This window comes from Oceanobacillus sp. Castelsardo (assembly GCF_001659985.1).
In the GTDB taxonomy this organism is placed as follows: Bacteria; Bacillota; Bacilli; order Bacillales; family Amphibacillaceae; genus Oceanobacillus.
Genome location: NZ_LYCS01000001.1, coordinates 701,438 through 719,938 on the forward strand (window position 1 = coordinate 701,438; position 18,501 = coordinate 719,938).

The 18,501-nt window shown below is 32.7% G+C and carries 20 protein-coding genes; 8 read left to right on the plus strand and 12 right to left on the minus strand.

What is annotated here, in order from left to right; genetic code table 11:
- Positions 1–5 precede the first annotated feature (5 nt).
- From A9178_RS03555 to A9178_RS03575, 5 genes are all read right to left on the minus strand, one after another.
- Positions 6–1,577, minus strand: a complete 1,572-nt coding sequence (locus tag A9178_RS03555; protein ID WP_068672524.1) for a dihydrolipoyllysine-residue acetyltransferase — start codon at positions 1,575–1,577, stop codon at positions 6–8.
- Positions 1,578–1,595: 18 nt separating this feature from the next.
- Entirely contained in the window at positions 1,596–2,573 is a 978-nt protein-coding gene (locus tag A9178_RS03560; RefSeq protein ID WP_068672525.1) for an alpha-ketoacid dehydrogenase subunit beta, read from the minus strand.
- A gap of 3 nt (positions 2,574–2,576) precedes the next feature.
- A complete protein-coding gene (pdhA, locus tag A9178_RS03565) occupies positions 2,577–3,659 on the minus strand; it encodes a pyruvate dehydrogenase (acetyl-transferring) E1 component subunit alpha (RefSeq protein WP_068672526.1) in 1,083 nt (360 codons plus the stop codon).
- Between the two features lie 437 nt (positions 3,660–4,096).
- Complete coding sequence (locus tag A9178_RS03570; RefSeq protein ID WP_068672527.1) at positions 4,097–5,425, minus strand: IS3 family transposase; 1,329 nt, start codon at positions 5,423–5,425, stop codon at positions 4,097–4,099.
- Between the two features lie 101 nt (positions 5,426–5,526).
- Positions 5,527–6,228, minus strand: coding sequence for a YkyA family protein (locus A9178_RS03575; RefSeq protein ID WP_068672528.1), 702 nt, complete (start codon positions 6,226–6,228; stop codon positions 5,527–5,529).
- A gap of 200 nt (positions 6,229–6,428) precedes the next feature.
- On the opposite strand from A9178_RS03575, the gene def reads away from it, so the two are divergent.
- From def to rnjA, 3 genes are all read left to right on the plus strand, one after another.
- Positions 6,429–6,980, plus strand: coding sequence for a peptide deformylase (gene def / locus A9178_RS03580; protein ID WP_068672529.1), 552 nt, complete (start codon positions 6,429–6,431; stop codon positions 6,978–6,980).
- Positions 6,981–7,513: 533 nt separating this feature from the next.
- Positions 7,514–7,729, plus strand: coding sequence for a DNA-dependent RNA polymerase subunit epsilon (locus tag A9178_RS03585; protein ID WP_068672530.1), 216 nt, complete (start codon positions 7,514–7,516; stop codon positions 7,727–7,729).
- Between the two features lie 3 nt (positions 7,730–7,732).
- Positions 7,733–9,400: a ribonuclease J1 gene (gene rnjA / locus A9178_RS03590; protein WP_068672531.1), complete on the plus strand. Its 1,668-nt coding sequence runs from the start codon at positions 7,733–7,735 to the stop codon at positions 9,398–9,400.
- A gap of 81 nt (positions 9,401–9,481) precedes the next feature.
- Here the strand turns inward: rnjA and A9178_RS03595 are convergent, their stop codons facing one another.
- From A9178_RS03595 to cbpB, 3 genes are all read right to left on the minus strand, one after another.
- Positions 9,482–10,147: a potassium channel family protein gene (locus A9178_RS03595; RefSeq protein ID WP_068672532.1), complete on the minus strand. Its 666-nt coding sequence runs from the start codon at positions 10,145–10,147 to the stop codon at positions 9,482–9,484.
- 151 nt (positions 10,148–10,298) lie between these two features.
- Complete coding sequence (locus A9178_RS03600; RefSeq protein ID WP_068672533.1) at positions 10,299–10,541, minus strand: YkuS family protein; 243 nt, start codon at positions 10,539–10,541, stop codon at positions 10,299–10,301.
- A gap of 101 nt (positions 10,542–10,642) precedes the next feature.
- Positions 10,643–11,098 carry a cyclic-di-AMP-binding protein CbpB gene (gene cbpB / locus A9178_RS03605; protein ID WP_068672534.1) on the minus strand — a complete coding sequence of 152 codons (456 nt, stop codon included), beginning with the start codon at positions 11,096–11,098 and terminating at the stop codon, positions 10,643–10,645.
- 545 nt (positions 11,099–11,643) lie between these two features.
- Here cbpB and A9178_RS03610 point away from each other — a divergent pair.
- The 3 genes from A9178_RS03610 to A9178_RS03620 all read left to right on the plus strand — a co-directional run bounded on the left by A9178_RS03610 (position 11,644) and on the right by A9178_RS03620 (position 13,775).
- Positions 11,644–12,495: a metallophosphoesterase gene (locus A9178_RS03610; protein WP_068672535.1), complete on the plus strand. Its 852-nt coding sequence runs from the start codon at positions 11,644–11,646 to the stop codon at positions 12,493–12,495.
- Positions 12,496–12,611: 116 nt separating this feature from the next.
- On the plus strand, positions 12,612–13,184 hold the full coding sequence (locus A9178_RS03615; RefSeq protein WP_068672536.1) for an SCO family protein: 573 nt from the start codon (positions 12,612–12,614) through the stop codon (positions 13,182–13,184).
- 111 nt (positions 13,185–13,295) lie between these two features.
- Entirely contained in the window at positions 13,296–13,775 is a 480-nt protein-coding gene (locus A9178_RS03620) for a YkyB family protein (protein ID WP_068672537.1), read from the plus strand.
- Positions 13,776–14,478: 703 nt separating this feature from the next.
- Here the strand turns inward: A9178_RS03620 and A9178_RS18535 are convergent.
- Together A9178_RS18535 and A9178_RS03630 are read right to left on the minus strand one after the other, a co-directional pair.
- Positions 14,479–14,643 carry an FbpB family small basic protein gene (locus A9178_RS18535; protein WP_082918071.1) on the minus strand — a complete coding sequence of 55 codons (165 nt, stop codon included), beginning with the start codon at positions 14,641–14,643 and terminating at the stop codon, positions 14,479–14,481.
- A 428-nt stretch (positions 14,644–15,071) separates the two neighbouring features.
- A complete protein-coding gene (locus A9178_RS03630; RefSeq protein ID WP_068672539.1) occupies positions 15,072–15,254 on the minus strand; it encodes an aspartyl-phosphate phosphatase Spo0E family protein in 183 nt (60 codons plus the stop codon).
- Positions 15,255–15,423: 169 nt separating this feature from the next.
- Between A9178_RS03630 and lepB the strand changes: the two genes are divergently transcribed.
- Together lepB and A9178_RS18540 are read left to right on the plus strand one after the other, a co-directional pair.
- Entirely contained in the window at positions 15,424–15,954 is a 531-nt protein-coding gene (gene lepB, locus A9178_RS03635; protein WP_231889781.1) for a signal peptidase I, read from the plus strand.
- 585 nt (positions 15,955–16,539) lie between these two features.
- Entirely contained in the window at positions 16,540–16,665 is a 126-nt protein-coding gene (locus A9178_RS18540; protein ID WP_082918072.1) for a YjcZ family sporulation protein, read from the plus strand.
- 45 nt (positions 16,666–16,710) lie between these two features.
- On the opposite strand, the gene A9178_RS03640 is transcribed toward A9178_RS18540, so the two are convergent.
- Together A9178_RS03640 and A9178_RS03645 are read right to left on the minus strand one after the other, a co-directional pair.
- Complete coding sequence (locus A9178_RS03640) at positions 16,711–18,075, minus strand: TrkH family potassium uptake protein (RefSeq protein ID WP_068672541.1); 1,365 nt, start codon at positions 18,073–18,075, stop codon at positions 16,711–16,713.
- 17 nt (positions 18,076–18,092) lie between these two features.
- Positions 18,093–18,410 (minus strand): YwpF family protein, encoded by a 318-nt coding sequence (locus A9178_RS03645; protein ID WP_068672542.1) that lies wholly within the window; start codon positions 18,408–18,410, stop codon positions 18,093–18,095.
- Positions 18,411–18,501 lie beyond the last annotated feature (91 nt).

An 18,501-nucleotide genomic window follows, 5' to 3' on the forward strand; every position in this document is an offset into this window, starting at 1 on the left:
TTAACTTACGCCTCCATCATGATTAATTGTGGATCATTTAATAAACGTTTCATTTGGTTAAGAGCATTTTGAGCTGTCGCACCATCGATAATACGGTGGTCAAACGATAGAGATAATGCTAGTACTGGAGCAATTGCAACTTCGCCATTTTTGACAACTGGTTTTTCCGCAATACGACCAATACCTAAAATAGCTACCTCAGGTTGGTTGATAACTGGAGTGAACCATTGTCCACCAGCAGAACCAATATTAGTGATTGTGCTAGAAGCTCCTTTCATCTCTCCAGGTGCTAGTTTACCACTTCTTGCCTTATCTGCCAATTCATTAATTTCCTGAGAAATTTCAAAAATGGATTTTCTGTCAGCATTTTTAACAACTGGAACTAAAAGACCTTTTTCTGTATCAGCTGCAATTCCCACATTGTAATAATGTTTTTGGATAATTTCATCAGTAGTATTGTCAATAGATGCATTTAAGCTTGGATATTGTTTTAATGCAGATACTAATGCTTTTACAACATATGGCAAGTAAGTTAACTTAATACCTTGATCCATTGCAACTTGTTTGAATTTCTTACGATGAGCTACAAGTTCTGTAACATCTACCTCATCTAATAATGTAACATGAGGTGCTGTGTGTTTAGAATTAACCATCGCTTTCGAAATAGCTTTTCTTATACCAGACATTTTTTCACGTGTTTCTGGGAATTCTTCACCGGCTGGTACATATGGTTTTTTAGCTTCTTCTTTTTCAGCTTTTGCAGTTTCTTGAGTTGCTTGTGTTGAAGCTGCCGCCGGAGTTACTGCTTGTCCACCATTTAAGAATGAATCGATATCTTCTTTTAAAATACGTCCATTTTTACCTGATCCAGCAACTTCTTTAACATTAACTCCTTTTTCGCGAGCATATTTTCTTACAGATGGCATTGCAATCACTCGTTTGCCATCATCAGTTGAGTTAGCAACACTTGCATTGTTCGTTTGTGGTGTGCTAGTTGCTTCTTCTGAAGAACCTGCAGAACTTCCTGCTGATTCATAGCCCTCAGCTTCAAAAGTAATAAATGTATTACCCACTGTTGCTACTTCGCCTTCCCCGATGTGGATTTTTTGAACTGTTCCTTCTACTGGAGAAGGAATCTCTACTACGGCTTTATCATTTTGTACTTCACATAAAACGTCGTCTTCTTTTACTGTATCCCCTTCTTTAAAGAACCACTTAACGATTTCTCCCTCAGCAATTCCTTCTCCGATATCAGGGAATTTAAATTCGAAGGTACCTTTATTAGAACTAGTAGATGCAGATGGAGTACTAGATTCTTCCTTAGTTTCGCCTTCATGTCCTTCAGCATCGAAAGTAATAAATGTATTACCTACTGTTGCTACTTCGCCTTCTCCGACGTGGATTTTTTGAACTGTTCCTTCTACTGGGGAAGGGATTTCAACTACTGCTTTGTCGTTTTGCACTTCACACAAAACATCGTCTTCTTTTACTGTGTCCCCTTCTTTAAAGAACCACTTTACAATTTCACCTTCTGCAATTCCTTCACCAATGTCAGGGAATTTAAATTCGAATGCCATTATTTGTACCTCCTAGTTTTAGAAATTCATTACTGTATTTACTTTTTCAATGATGTCTTTATGATTTGGAAGCCATACTTCTTCGGCATCAGAGAATGCATATACTGTGTCTGGGGCAGTAACACGTAATACCGGTGCTTCTAGATGAAGTATTGCTCTTTCTTGAATTTCACTAACTACGTTTGCTGCAACACCAGCTTGTTTTTGTGCTTCTTGAACGACAATAGCACGATTTGTTTTCTTAACAGACTCTAATATTGTTTCAATGTCAATAGGAGAAACTGTACGTAAATCTATTACTTCTGCAGAAATTCCGTCTTTTTCTAGTTCTTCTGCTGCTTTAAGGCATGAATGAACCATTGCACCATAGGAAACAAGGGTTACATCTTTCCCTTCACGTTTTACATCAGCTTTTCCAATTTCAATTGTATACTCTTCTTCAGGTACTTCTTCACGGAATGAACGATATAATTTCATATGTTCTAAGAAAATAACTGGATCATTATCACGGATTGCAGAAATTAGTAATCCTTTTGCTTCATATGGTGTGGAAGGAATAACTACTTTTAATCCAGGTTGTTGTGCCATTAAACCTTCTAACGAATCCGCATGTAATTCGGGAGTATGTACTCCACCACCAAAAGGTGCACGAACAGTAACAGGCATATTCCATCTACCACCGGAACGATAGCGGGTACGCGCCATTTGACCACTGATAGAATCAATTACTTCGAATACAAAACCAAAGAATTGAATTTCTGGAACTGGACGAAATCCTTGAGTTGCTAAACCGATAGCTAACCCACCTATCCCTGACTCCGCTAAAGGTGTGTCGAATACACGGTCTTCACCAAATTCAGCTTGGAGTCCTTCAGTAGCACGGAAAACCCCACCGTTTTTACCAACATCTTCACCAAATACAAGCACGTTATCATCATTTTTTAATTCTGTACGCATTGCATCAGTGATTGCTTGAATCATTGTCATTTGTGCCATGATTTATTTCGACTCCTTTTCTTTAAATTCTTCCATTTGTTCTTGTAAGTTTGATGGTAGTTCCTCAAACATATTTCCAATTAAATCTGTTACTTTTTGTTTAGGATATTTTTCAGCATCTTTAATAGCTTGTTTAATATCTTCTTTAGCTTCTTCTATTACTTTATTTTCTTCTTGTTCAGACCATAAGTTTTTACTTTCTAAGAACTTACGGAAACGTACTAATGGATCTTTCTTCGCCCATTCATTATCCATTTCTTCTGAACGATAACGCGTTGGATCATCACCAGACATTGTATGCGGACCATAACGGTACGTAAGTGTCTCTATTAGTGTAGGACCTTCACCAGCAATCGCACGCTCTCTTGCATGTTTAGTTGCTGCATAAACAGCTAGAACGTCCATACCATCAACTTGAATACCTTCAATACCTGCAGCAACAGCTTTTTGCGCTAATGTTTTTGCACTTGTTTGTAATTCTCTAGGAACTGAAATAGCAAATCCGTTATTTTGCACAACGAAAATAGCTGGAGCTTTATAAGCACCCGCAAAGTTAATTCCTTCATAGAAGTCACCTTGAGATGTTCCACCATCACCTGTGTATGTTATTGCAACTGTTTTAGCACCACGTTTCTTCATACCTAATGCTACTCCAGCTGTTTGAACATATTGAGCACCAATAATAATTTGTGGGCTTAGTGCTTGTAAATCTTCTGGCATTTGGTTTCCATGGAAATGACCTTTAGAGAAAAGGAATGCTTGATATAATGGAAGTCCCTGCCAAATTAATTGTGGAACATCACGATATCCTGGTAATAGAAAATCATCCTTTTCTAAAGCAAATTGACTTCCTAATTGAGAAGCCTCTTGTCCTGCTGTAGGTGCATAGAAACCTAAACGGCCTTGTCGGTTTAAAGCAATAGAGCGTTGGTCTAGAATTCGCGTATAAACCATACGACGCATCAATTCTTTCAACTCATCATCTGAAAGATCAGGCATATCATCTTTATTTACTACTTCTCCATCCTCATTCAGGATCTGGAACGTTTCGAACAAACTTTCAACACTTTCTAATACGTGTTTCAAAATAGTTCACCTCTTCCTTTCTTTAACCCAATATTTTTATTTTCAGTTTTAGCTTTACCAAAAAACCGAAAAATGTACTCCTTTATTAATATTTCTTGTACCCTCTTTCAATTTAGCGAAATCATCATTATTGTATTGTCTCTATGTATACTGTTATAAAAAACAACCAATAAAATACTGGTACAACAAATAACTAAATTAAATATATATTATAATCATTTAAAGGTCAAATCCTTTGATTTATTTATTTTTTTCCAATAACTAAGTTAAATTTTCAATCTTCTCCCCCTTTAAAACTGTTATATCATAGAACATCAACTGTACCAATCTATATGAAGACAGTTCTTTGATAATTTTCTCTTTTTAAATTTAAAATAAATAAAAAAGGCAACATTCTTAAACTGGTACCCATGTCAAGGACACTATAAAAAAAGAGATTAAGCAATTAGAAGATGATTCCTATATTGAATAGGGGTCATCTTTTTTAGATTCCATTGATAACGATAATTGTTATAATAAACCATATAATGATTAATTTTAGATTTTAGTTCTTTTAGTGTTTTACAAGATTGATAGTTTACCTCATCTTTTAAATGACCAAAGAAGGATTCTTGAGGGGCATTGTCCCAACAATTGCCTTTCCTAGACATAGATTGGCCTAGACCATATTCTTTTAATAACTTTTGGTATTGTGGACTCGTATAGTGACTTCCTTGATCCGAGTGGATATAGGCATCTTCATGTAGGGTAATTTTCTTGTTGTTGACTAATTTRTGGATTGTCTTAGTTGCGATGTCTAAAGTAATTCGATCAGAAACGTGATAGGCTAGGATTTCATTTGACGAAGCATCTTTTACGGTAGACAAATAAGCCATACAATTACCACTATATGGCAAATAAGTAATGTCAGTTAATAACACTTTACCTGGAACACCTTGCTTAAATTCTCTGTTTAACTTGTTTGGAACAACCTGATGCTCCTTGGTTGCTTTAGCGATTTTTTTGTATGGATTTGGTCTTCTATGAGGGCAGACAATTCCATATTTCCTCATGATTCTTTGGATCTTTTTACGACTAAAGACAATGTTATATTCATTTTCCAATATCATTTTGATGGAACGTGATCCTTTCTTATACCCCCGTCGATTAAATGCCTTTAAAATRATTTCTTTCGCTTCTAAGTCCAATCGCTCTCTTACTTCTCTATAAGTAGATGCCTTTAGATAGCTATAATATCCAGAACGGGAGACCTCCAAAAGGTCACAAAAATACTTCGTCATTCGCTTATATTGATTTTGTTCAATAATCTCGTAAATTAACTGATATACTTTACTTGGGTCTAGATTTTCGCTTGCGTTTAGCAGCCTCCTTTCTGTCACTTCTAGCTTTTTTAATAGTTCAACTTGACCCTCCAGTAAATTAATCCTTGCTTCCTGTCTTTCAATGATTTCGGACGGAGTAAGTTCCCGTTTTAACGGTCTGCCAGAACTTGTTTTTCTTGTATCTGTAAGCCCCAATAATCCATCCTTTTCATAAGCCTTTTTCCATCTATAGGCTGATTGTTCAATTCGCTTCATTCCTATAACATCGACATCAAATCCGTTCTCAGTAAAAATCTTTCGCGGGAGTTTTCCGGCTAAATACTCATCCATAAATCTATTTTTAAATGCATCAGTATATGTAATAGCTCGCTCGCTAACACGTTGTACATTTGGATTCTTTTGAAGTGTTTTTATCTCTTTAGTTGAAAATGTTATCTTACTCATGTTGTCACCTATTCCCCATATCTTGAAATTCAAGTATATAAAAAAATACCTATAGATTAAACACTTTTTTTAAAGTGTCTTATCTACAGGTACCAGTTTATTCAGTTGCCTTTTTTATTCATTCCTTCATCTGTTGATGGTTGTTCCTCGTATGTTACCTCAATACCCGCTAATTCGTAGAACTCCCTTTTCAGTTCATTATATTCAATTGTATACGTGTTGAATTTTTCATTTGCCTTTATAACTTTCTCATAACCCTTATTTATTTTATTTATATGTTCGGTTAAAACTTCTTGTTTCAAGTCTTGTCTTTGTAACATTTCATACAATTCCATTTCTAATTCTAACGATACAATATATGTTTCATTTAACTTATTATAGGAAGAATACCTATTTTCCATCTTTTTATATAATTTTTCTGCTATCTTCTTTATATCCTTATCCTTAATTTTTTCAATATATTCCTTTGTTTTTTGAAATTCTTCTTTAGAGGATTCAATATTTTCTTTTTCCATTGCAATTAGTTCTGACCTTTTATTTATGTTATCCATTGCCTTATTAGCTAGATCTACAATTCGATCAATCTTATCCATTCCTAATTCAATGATTTCATTATAGATCTGTTGTTCTTCAGCTTCTAAATTTGTTATTTTATCCTGTTGTTTAATAAATTCAGACTCAATACGAACTGCTTCTTCTAAATATGTATATATTTCTTCTTCTACGGTTGTATTATTACATGCGGTAAGTGCTATTAAAATAATAAGATTTAAAATTATAATTGCTTTTCTTGTCCGAAACAACGATAGACCCCTCCTAAAACAGTACTTCCCCTATTTTCTACAGTATAATATAAAACATGCATATACCTGAAATAAATCTAGCTTGTCCTACTAAGAATAATATGATTTATTTTGTAATAATATGTTAATATAATTTAAATGATATAATTTCAAACTAAACAAATACTTATTGATTTATTTTAATCTAAAGGAGTTTTAATATGATAACCATGAAAGATATTGTACGCGAGGGTCATGCTTCATTACTAAAAGAAGCTGAAGAAGTTTCTATTCCTCTTAGTCATGAGGACAAACAATTATTAGAAGATATGATTACATTCTTAAAAAATAGTCAAGATGAGGAAATAGCAAATAAATACAAATTAAGAGCTGGGGTTGGTTTGGCTGCTCCACAATTAGGTATTGAAAAACGTTTAATCGCTATTCATTTTGAAGATGTTGATGGAAAGTTATATAGCTATGGATTAGCCAATCCAAAAATTATTAGTCATTCTGTTGAAGGTGCTTATTTAGCAGCCGGTGAAGGTTGTTTATCAGTTGATCGTTCTATAGAAGGTTATGTGCCAAGACACCGTCGAATCACGGTCAAAGCCGTTGATATAGATGGTAATCCAGTAAAGTTAAGATTAAAAGGATATCCAGCAATTGTATTCCAACACGAAATTGATCATTTGAACGGCATTATGTTCTTTGATCATATTAATAAAAAGAATCCATTTAAAACACCCGAAAACTCGACTGCAATTGAGTAATAGATTGTTACCGAACAATAGTGTCTTCAACGACACTATTTTTTTTATGTATAAAATCTGTTCATTTGTTAACGATAAAATTAGGAAAAACCCTCCCAATAATTTAGAAATCTTGGCATTTACCAAGATTTTGGCAAATGCTTAAGGTACACCTATGCAGACAGGAAAAACATTTATACTTCCTATCTGCTAAAATATTTTTAATGAAATGATGGATTTTTATTTCAATATTTTATAAAACATACTATACTAAAGATTAAGAGGGATTGGAACGGTAGAAGTTTTTTGCTTTTCTTAATTTGAAAGGAGACGTGTTAAGTCATGTTAAAACGCCTTAAAGAAAAGCTTAAGAAACGATGGAAGGAATTTTTAAAGAAAGAAGGACGTGTACCTACAACATTTAAAAAAGACTACCAGTAATTTTACCAATCAAATTTTGCGGATTATCAAAAACTCTATTATTAAATACGGAAAATATTACGGAAAAATACAGAACGGAATAAACAATGTTGATTAAAGGTAGGAGAGAAAACATGATATTTAAAGTACTTTATCAGGAATCACCTGATGAAATCCCAGTTCGAGAACGTACAAAAAGTATGTACATTGAAGCAGAATCTGTACGTGAAGTACGAACTAAATTAATAGAAAAAGGCTATAAAATTAATGTAGAACACATCCATGCACTAGACCCAGAACATCTTGAATACGAAAAACAATCCGAACATTTTCAATTGGAGAATGTGTAACGGATGAAGTTTGTCAAGAATGATCAAACAGCAGTATACGCACTTGGTGGGTTAGGTGAAATTGGTAAAAACATGTATGCAGTACAATTTCAAGACGAAATTATTATCATTGATTCAGGTATAAAATTTCCTGAAGATGAGCTTCTTGGAATTGATTATGTGATACCTGATTTTACTTACCTTGTCCAAAATCAAGATAAAATAAAAGGTTTATTCATTACTCATGGTCACGAAGATCACATTGGAGGAATTCCATATTTTCTTCGAGAAGTGAATGTTCCTATTTACGCAGGGAAACTGGCGCTAGGATTGATTCGAAATAAGTTAGATGAACATGGTCTATTACGCAATGCAAAATTAATACCGATACAAGAAGAAGATATCATTAAATTCCGTAAAACTTCTGTAACTTTTTTCCGTACTACTCATAGTATTCCAGATGCGTTTGGAATCGTAATAAAGACTCCCCCAGGGAATATCGTACACACAGGCGATTTTAAATTCGATTTTACCCCTGTTGGAGAACCGGCTAACCTTACGAAAATGGCTGAGATTGGAAAAGAAGGTGTACTTTGTCTACTATCGGATAGTACAAATAGCGAAATACCTGGTTTCACAATGTCCGAAAGAGTTGTAGGAGACAGTATTAACGAAATTTTTAGTCGTACAGATGGGCGTTTAATATTCGCAACCTTCGCTTCAAACATTTATCGTTTACAACAGGTTGTCGAAGCAGCTGTAAAACATAATAGAAAAGTTGCAGTTTTTGGACGTAGTATGGAATCCGCAATTAACTTAGGTCAAGAATTAGGTTATATTCAAGTACCTAAAGAAACCTTTATTGATGGTAATCAAATCAATCGTTTACCGGCAAGTGAGGTTACTATTCTTTGTACAGGCTCCCAAGGTGAATCTATGGCTGCATTGTCTCGTATTGCTAATGGTACACATCGCCAAATTCAATTGATACCTGGAGACACCGTTGTATTTTCTTCTTCACCAATCCCTGGAAATACAGTGAGTGTTTCAAGAATAATCAATAAATTATATCGTGCTGGAGCAGAAGTAATTCATGGTAAATTAAATAATATCCACACTTCTGGTCACGGTAGCCAAGAAGAACAAAAGTTAATGCTTCGTTTAATAAAACCGAAGTACTTCATGCCAATCCATGGAGAATATCGAATGCTAAGAGAACATATTAAATTAGCTGTCTCCTGTGATGTCGAAGAAGACAACTGTTTTATCATGGATAACGGAGATGTACTGGCATTGGGGAAAGAAAATGCGTCCATTGCGGGTAAGATTCCATCTGGATCCATCTATGTGGATGGTAGTGGAATTGGTGACATTGGTAACATTGTTTTACGTGATCGAAGAATTTTATCTGAAGAAGGATTAGTAATCGTTGTGGTAAGTATAAATATGAAGGAATTCAAGATTGCTGCTGGCCCAGATATCATTTCTCGTGGTTTTGTATACATGAGAGAATCCGAGGACTTAATTAAGGAAGCTCAAAAATTAGTTTCAAAACATCTAGATAAGGTAATGGAAAGAAAAACAAATCAATGGTCTGAAATAAAAAATGAAATTACAGACACCATTGCACCTTTCTTATATGAAAAAACAAAACGTAGACCAATGGTACTACCCATTATTATGGAAGTTTAAACTACATTTAAAGGCATTGTGAAAATTCACAATGCCTTTTTATTTTAGTCCCAGGATGTCTCGTATTGGGCGCTTATTCTCTTAATCAATAACTAACTGTTTTTCAAACCTCGACAAGTCCTTATCAGCCCCTATAACAATAAGGATATCATCCGTCCGTAAGGCTTCATTCGCCTGAGGAGAAACATTAATCTCATTCCCCTGTTTAATTGCGACAACGTTACAACCAAAGTTCGCACGAATATCGAGTTCAGCTATTGACTTCCCTTCCATTTTTCTTCCTACTTTTACCTCGGCTATACTGTGTTCATCTGATAATTCAAGATAATCTAGTATATTATTTGAAATAAAATTATGCGCGAGGCGTTTACCCATATCACGTTCAGGATGTACAATTCGGTCAGCACCAATTTTATGTAAGATTTTTTCGTGATAATCATTTTGCGCTTTTACAGTTACCCTATTAACACCCAAATCTTTGAGTATTACCGTTGTTAATATACTTGCTTGGATATTTTCGCCAATTGCAACAATGACATGTTCAAAATTAGAAATCCCAATATCCTTCAAAGAGTCTTCATCAGTTGAATCTAAAATAACTGCGTGAGATGCTATATTCTTAAATTCATTGACCTTCTCAATGTCATTGTCTATTGCTAAAACCGGCATCCCCTCAAAACTTAGCTCCCTACATATACTACCTCCAAAGCGACCTAACCCAATTACCGCAAACTCTTTCTTTTTCATATAAAAACCTCCAATTAAATTTCAAATACGAAAGTTTATGAGCAAGCTATTTTTTCCATTTTATCATACTAAAAAGGGAAAGAAGGAATTTAACCTTCTTTCCCAATAATTCAATTGGATTAGTTAAGTACAAAAGCTTTGTTCGATTATATCATTGTAATCTTTCATTTATCATTTGAACAATATCTTGTGCGGCATAACCTTGTGCGTTGATTACAGGTGCCTCGGTAGAAACGTCTGCCATTCCCATAACATCTTTATCCATACCGGATATGATACAACAATCACACCCATTTACATCAGATTCTGTTCTGAGATCTACAACTTCATGTCCCATCTCCATCAATGCAGCTTTTACATCTGAAAGTGTTCCTTCTACACCAATACGTGCCATACGTATTTCCTCCTCTACATATAATTTACATATGTAGTTTGGCCTAAACACCGTAAAATTATGTAGTGTTAAATAGAAAAAAGAGCATGTGCGCTCTTCTTTTATTTATTAAATAATTTGGTAATATAAATTTCTTTTTTTAATTGTTTTAAAATCGCTCTTCTAGTTAAAATACCATCGAAATAATTATCCTTATCCACCACACAAATAAAAGCATGATCAATCGTAGCATTTAATCCATCTAGTAAATTATTTTCTTTTTTTAAGGTTAAAAGATCGTGATTCATTACTTCCTTCACTTTTAATTCCGAAAGTTTTTCAATCTCAAACCGTTCCATTCCCAATATTTGATTTAATATAGTCGTTTTACTAATAATCCCAACTAATTTATAAGAAGTATCCAATACCGGAACAGCTGAATATCCGGATTTTACTAATACTAATAAAGCATGTTCCAATGGATTGTTTATCTGTACATGTGCAACCTTTTCAGAGGAAATCATTAAATCACCAACAGAAATATCTGATAATCTTCTATCTTCTTGTAACATACTCATAGCATAAACTTCCCTTCATAAGTGTTTAACAAATAATCTGTTTTTAATTCAGTTTTTTCAGATTCAAATATAAAACTTTCTCACGATGTTTCCAATACTCACCTCAACCGTATTGCATAAGTCCAACTTAGGCATCCTGATTTGGCGAATCCCAAGTATTTTTAATTACTTAACATCTTAAAATACTACACTAATGTATACATATAAATTAAGTTAATAAAATGTGTAGGCGCTTACTCTCCTAGAATAAGTGTAACACAATAAATAAAAGCATACATTTTCTACGCTTATAAATGTTACAACACTATAATAATATGGGTTTTTTCTGAAAGTTTAACGGAAAATTCAAGTGTAAAGTTGGAGAAATATTAAATGGAAGATTATATAAAGGAAACTACAGATGACACATTCTATTTCTTAGGTTAGAATAAACAATTGTAGTTAGAAAAACTTAGTGCATTTTAATTTTATCAGAAAACAATAAAAAGTCAATTTTTAAATTATTCTACATTTAGTTAATGATTTTTTAATGGAGAGGTTTTTGTATGAATAGACGGACGTTTTTAAAAAGAGGGATAGGAAGTCTCATAACTTTATTTAGTTTAAGTGGCGGTGGATATTTTTACGCAAAAGAATTGGAGCCTCGAATGATTAAATTTCAACATGAAGTCATTCATTCCAAAAAAATCCCTCCCTCTTTTCAAAATTTTAAGATTGCCCAGTTCTCTGATACTCATATAGGTTTCCATTATACAATAAATCAGCTATCTGAATTAATTGACAAAATAAACGCCATTCAGCCAGATGTTATTGTTTTTACAGGCGATCTTGTTGATAATCCTTATGAATTTGATGAATACTCCTCCCTCCAAGAAAAGCTTAAATTATTAGAAGCACCTTATGGTAAATTTTGGATATATGGTAATCACGACCATGGAGGATATGGTACAGAAATTATAAAAAAGGTCATGAAAAAATCTGATTTTCATTTATTACAAAATAGCCACTCTGTTATTGAAAAAGAATTCGACCGTTTTATATTAGTTGGAATAGATGATGTCATGTTAGGGAAGCCGAATTTAAGTGTTGCATTAGATCAAGTGAATCATGAGTTATTTACCATTTTATTAGCACATGAACCTGACTATGCAGATACAGCCTCAGAGTACCCGATCGATGTTCAATTATCCGGTCATAGCCATGGTGGGCAAGTTCGATTACCTTGGATTGGTGATTTATATACTCCTGATTATGCAGAAAAATATGTTCAAGGGAAATATTTACTTAATAGGGATGCTTTTACATTATACGTTAACAGTGGAATTGGAACGACTCGTCTCCCCTACCGATTTCTATGTAAACCAGAAATTCATATTTATACTTTAAAACATTCCTAAAAGGGATTGTCATAAATAGTTCAAAACATTCCCTGTTTTTCTCTTGATAACATATTACAATTGATATAATAGGTAATTTTTGCTATTTTAACTATGATTTCAAAAGGGGTGGTGAAATGAAATACCTAAAATATATCTCATTATGTTTAATCCTCTTCTTAGCAGCTTGTGGAGGGTATCCAATAGAAACTAATATGTCACAAGATGTTGCTGATTTTAATTTTACTACTCAGGATAATGAAAGATTATCACTTAAAGATTTAGAGGGTGAATGGTGGATTGCTGATTTTATTTTTACAAATTGTACAACCGTTTGCCTACCAATGACTTATAACATGTCCCAACTTCAATCTAAATTAAAAAAAGAAGATCTTGATGTAAAATTAGTTTCCTTTAGTATCGATCCAGATTATGATTCTCCAGAAATATTGAAACAGTACGGGGAAAGTTACAACGCAGATTTTACTAGTTGGAGTTTCTTAACAGGATACGATTTTGATACGATTAAAGAGTTCTCTATCAAATCATTTAAAAATCTAGTTGCCGAACCACAGCCAGGTTCAGATCAGGTTATCCATGCTACTTTCTTTTTCCTAGTTAGCCCTGAAGGCGAAGTTATTAAAAATTATAGTGGCGTAGATGCAAGTGAGATAGATGTGATAGTTTCAGATTTAAAAGAGCTAAATTGAATGATAAAATAGAAGAACAATCAAATTGTTCTTCTATTTTTCTTGCTTATGGACAATCTTTACGTTACGATAGAATTGACTAGAAGTCGGAGGAAAGGAGGAATTTATAATATGGATCAAAAGGATGATTCACTAAAAGAAATTGCAAAAGCACTATTTATAATAAATAGACATGCTAAAACTGCACCAGAACCAAAGCACTTGTATTATATAAAAAAAGAAACTATCAACAAGTTGTTAAAAGAAAAAAAGGCTATTAAAATGGGACTACATTTTTCTGATCATCCAAAGTTAAGTAATCAGCACTCCACCTTATTAGTTAAAGTAGACAATTATTATTTTCATATTCCCCCATCAAAAGAAGACTTCAAAGGACTCAAGCATCTTGGTTCGTTGGATAAAAATTATCGGAATCCTCAAACTAAAATGTCATTATCCAAGGCCAAAAAAATTGTTTACAATTATATAAATTACAAACCGGGTAGAAAGCAAAACAATTCAAACAGAAGATACACATCCGCCTATTATACCCCTTCTTCTCTTGGGAAGATGGAATGGCCACCAATTCATCCATCACGCAGAAAATTTTAATTAAAATACGTAATTAAACTACTAAATTCTTACGTAAGGATTAAAGTAGTTTTTTTGTCTTTTTATATCCTTTAAAAAGAATACGAATTAGCTAAAATGATAATAAAGTACGGTTAGCTAGATAAGATACCGAAATGGTTAACTTTATTTGGTGTTAGGTCTTTCTAATCCATTTTCGTATGCTGTAAAAGATGATTAATAACACTCCAAATAATGCAAAGACCTGTAAAATCATCTGTATTACTACTGTTTTAAAATCGATTAAACCGGGTGTAAAAAATATCATTAAACAAATTGTAATAAATACAAGTAAAGTACTAATAATATAACTTAATAATTCACTTAACTTTAAAAGTGTGATCCATTGTATAAAAGGATGAATAATCACATAAAAAATAATTAATACTAAACACATTAGGATAAAATAAAAAAATTCATTATTTAATCCTAAGGCAGCGAGATGATGAAATTTTATGAAACTAAAAATAAAATCTCTCACCCTACTTCACTCCTTTCTCTTTTTTCATACATTTTTGCCTAAATTATAAAAACTATACGACTAAACGATATGATAATAATATTTTTTCCTCTTAAAATTGAACTTAATTCACATACCGTCGCTAATTCATAAATATATAAGTAGAAATCAACATTTTTAACGCAAAAACTGGGATAGCCGCCCTATCCCAGTTTTAAAATTCTATTATACTTTCATTTTATTTTGAATTCGTATACGTTTTGATTTTAACAATTCTTTATGTTTCTTTTCTAAACGTAACTCAATTTGATCTATACTTTTTTCATCATTTAATAACTCTTGTTTATTTTGTTCCACTAGTTGTTCAAAATTTAATATTTTCGGTCTCATATGTTACACTCCTCCAGTGTTCTAATTCTATTATACCCTAATTTTATTTTTTAGTCTAAATTATTTGAATATATTATTAAAGTTCTGCAATTCTTAAAAGTGTTGTTTTAAAATAAGGTACTTGTGTAGATGTTAGTTTTTATATTAATGACGTGATATACTTAGGGAATGAAAAAAAATAAACCATTGCATACAATGGTTTATTTTGGAACTTAAGTATATAAGACTTTTTTGGCAGGTAGGAAAGTATAAAATCTTTCCCGTCTGCATAAGTGCAACTAAGCCATTCACCCAAAAGCTTGGCGAATGCCACGTTTTCTAAAAGTAATTACTTTTAAGGTTAAGGAGAACTTACTAATGTAGAGGATTGTGTTTTAAATGATGATATAAATCAACAATATGTTGGATATCTAAACTAAATAAGTAATCTATTTAACCTCATCTTCTTTTCTAGTATCACTATTTAAGTTATCATATACGTTTAACAAATGATCTAATTCCTGACTTAAGGAAATCGATTCTATATCAGTGAACCCCTTATTCATGGCAATTTTGGTCATTTTTTTTCTTAAATGTTCAATTTGACTTAAGACATTTTCAGTGCTATTCATATTAGAGTAGATATCCTCCTTTAAATAGTTCTTTTATACTGTAGCATAGCTAATAAGTGATTGACAAGCATTTATAGTCACCTACCATTCACTAAACAATAATAGTCGATTCTACTTTTAGACTGTGCTACTATTGTAAATATACATGTAGTTGGAAGGAATGTACGTTTTGGAGAATAAAGGCAAAAAACAAAAAAATGAATGGATTGAGTGGATTAAGGCTATTGTAATTGCAATCTTAATCGCATTATTTTTACGTACTTTCATCTTTGCCACTTCTATCGTGGAAGGAGAAAGTATGGATCCAACATTAGAAGATGGAGAAAGAGTTATTTTTAACAAGTTTATTTATTTAATTGCTGAACCTAATCGTGGTGATATCATAATTATTCAAAGACCTACAAAAAATTATGTGAAACGGGTCATAGGATTACCTGGAGAAACGATAGAAATTAATGAAGGTGAATTATACATTAACGGTGAAAGATATATACAAACATTTTTATCAGAAGAGGCCAGGCTTCAAACAAATAATTTTGGTCCAGAAACCATACCTGAAGACAGTTATTTTGTAATGGGTGATAATCGAGCAATAAGTAAAGATAGTAGAAATGGGTTAGGATTAATCCTGGAAAGTGAGATAGTTGGCAAATCAGAAATTATTATTTATCCTATAAGTGAATGGAAAAGGACGAGGTAAATCATCAAAAATTTATGAGGCTGGGACACAACTAAAGTGTTTAACCCTAAAAATGTTTAGATTTTACTAGGTTTAAATACTTTTGTCCCAGTCTTTTTTTATTTTATCTACGCGGCGTTACTAAAACTCCCGCCTCTACAGGCGGCAGTTAAGTGCCGCCAAGCTTCGAAATAAGGGCGACTAAGGTTCAGGTGGAGTTAAAACTCTACCTGAACCAAGTCTTCTTTATTTCTCGTTATCTAAAATACAATAACCAATATTTAATGCTAGTATTCCAAAACAAACTACGCCAAATAAAACTTCTAAGCTACCCATTTATGTTGCACCCCTTTCAACATTTCTAGAAGTAGTACTAATTATCTTCTACCCTAATCATATACTATTTGCTTATACTAAATAAAGCAAAAATATACGAAAAAAACATTTCAATATTAGAATAATATATTAAATAATTATTGAATTTATATATCCTATTCATCAACGTTATCGTTAGGGCACTTTAAGGTTTTACAAAAGCTGGGCAAACGTCCAGACATTTTTGATTATGGGTCATATAGTATATTGAAACATTTAGGAGGTGTTAGCATGGGCTGTTGTGGAGGCTACGGATATGGTGGCTATGGTTACGGTGGCGGATATGGTTCCAATTTCGCGCTAATTGTTGTGCTTTTTATTCTTTTAATAATAGTTGGCGCAGCATTTTACTGCTAAATAACATAAACAATAAGCTTGTGCTATTCGCACAAGCTTATTGTTTTATCCGATAATAATTCTCTCCTTAGGGTAGCGGAAACTACTATTCTTTTTATTGGATTTAAATATAATCAAAAATGTAAAAATCCCAATCCTACCTATAAGCATTAATATCATAAGAATAACCTTACTTGTTGCACTTAAATCCGGAGTAATCCCCATCGATAAACCAACCGTACCAAATGCAGAAGTTACTTCAAAAATAATTTGTATCAGTGAAAATGGTTCTAGTTTTGTAATTACTAGGACGGATAGAAAACTAATGAATCCAGCCATAATTATTACGGTTATCGCTTTAGACAGGTCTTCTTCATAAACCTCCCTATTAAAAATTCGAATGTTTTTTTCACCTCGTACGGAAGCGACAATATAAATAACTACCAGAGCAAAAGTCGTCGTGCGAATACCACCACCAGCACTACTTGGTGATGCTCCAATGAACATTAAAAAGGACATAAAAAGCTGATTTTCTTCAGTAAGAAGACTAACATCCATTGTAGATAATCCCGCGCTACGAGTTGTTACAGATTGAAAAAGAGAATAAAAAAAGGATTCATGCCAACTCTTGCCAGCAAAATAATGAGTCATATCCAATAAATATATCCCAACAGTTCCAACAACTACTAATATAAAAAATGTTAATGTAGTTATTTTTGTAAACAAACTAAACCTTTGTGTTTTTCTTTGCTCTTTTTTTGCAAAGATGAATTCCTTTACTTCAATTAAAACTGGAAAACCTATGGCACCTAAAATAATGAGTAATATATTAATAAATTGAACAAAATAATCATGATTAAACGGTATAAGTGAAGAACCAGATAAATCAAATCCGCCATTCGTTATCGCACTTATAGTCCCAAAAAAACCATTTAGGAAAGCCTCTCCAGGTGATGAAAAGTATTGTAAGAAATAAGCGCCTAAAACTAAAAATCCGATTAATTCAATGACTAGTAATACATAAATTATTTGTTTGATAAGACGTACCATTCCCTGGAAACTTGTTTGATTTTGGTCTGTCATAATCAATCTGCGTTCTTTTAAACCAATTTTTTTCCCAATTAACAACCAAATTAATGTTCCAATAGCCATAACCCCAACCGCACCTAATTGTAAAATGCCGGCTAGTATAAAAACTCCTGTTACACTTAATGAATCCACTATAGATATAGTACTTAATCCTGTCACACTAACCGCACTGACTGCAACAAATAAGATATCAATAAGCGGAATATGAACCCCAGCCTTATGGGAGATGGGTAAAGATAATAAAATCGTTGCAATCATTATGGCTAATATGTAAAAGATAATTAGTATTTGTACTGGTGTAAGTTTATTAATCCAATGAAAGCGACTGTGATGTAATTTCATAATATGCTCCTACGACTTTATTTTTTCTTTTCCATATTCCCTTTAAACAACACATTGATATTTTCACCAATATCATTTATACCAATAATCCTCGATTTAAAAAGGACAGGTTCATTATCTATTTTACTTATCTTTACCTTTATCATTAATTCGTTTATATTTTTTACCTCTTCAAAATAAGTAGTGTAGTCTTTACTAACAAAGGCTTCAATTAACCACTGATCTGGATTACAATCATCCTCTTTATTTATTATAAGGCCATCTAATAATTTTATTTGTTTCTGTTCTAGATTATCTGGTTGAACATTTAACATTTTTAACTTAAATGTCTTCATATGAAATCATCATCTCCAATAATTTCTTAATAGTTAAAGTCTACCAAAATCTATATGAAATACAACTGAAAAATTATTATAATAATTTCAG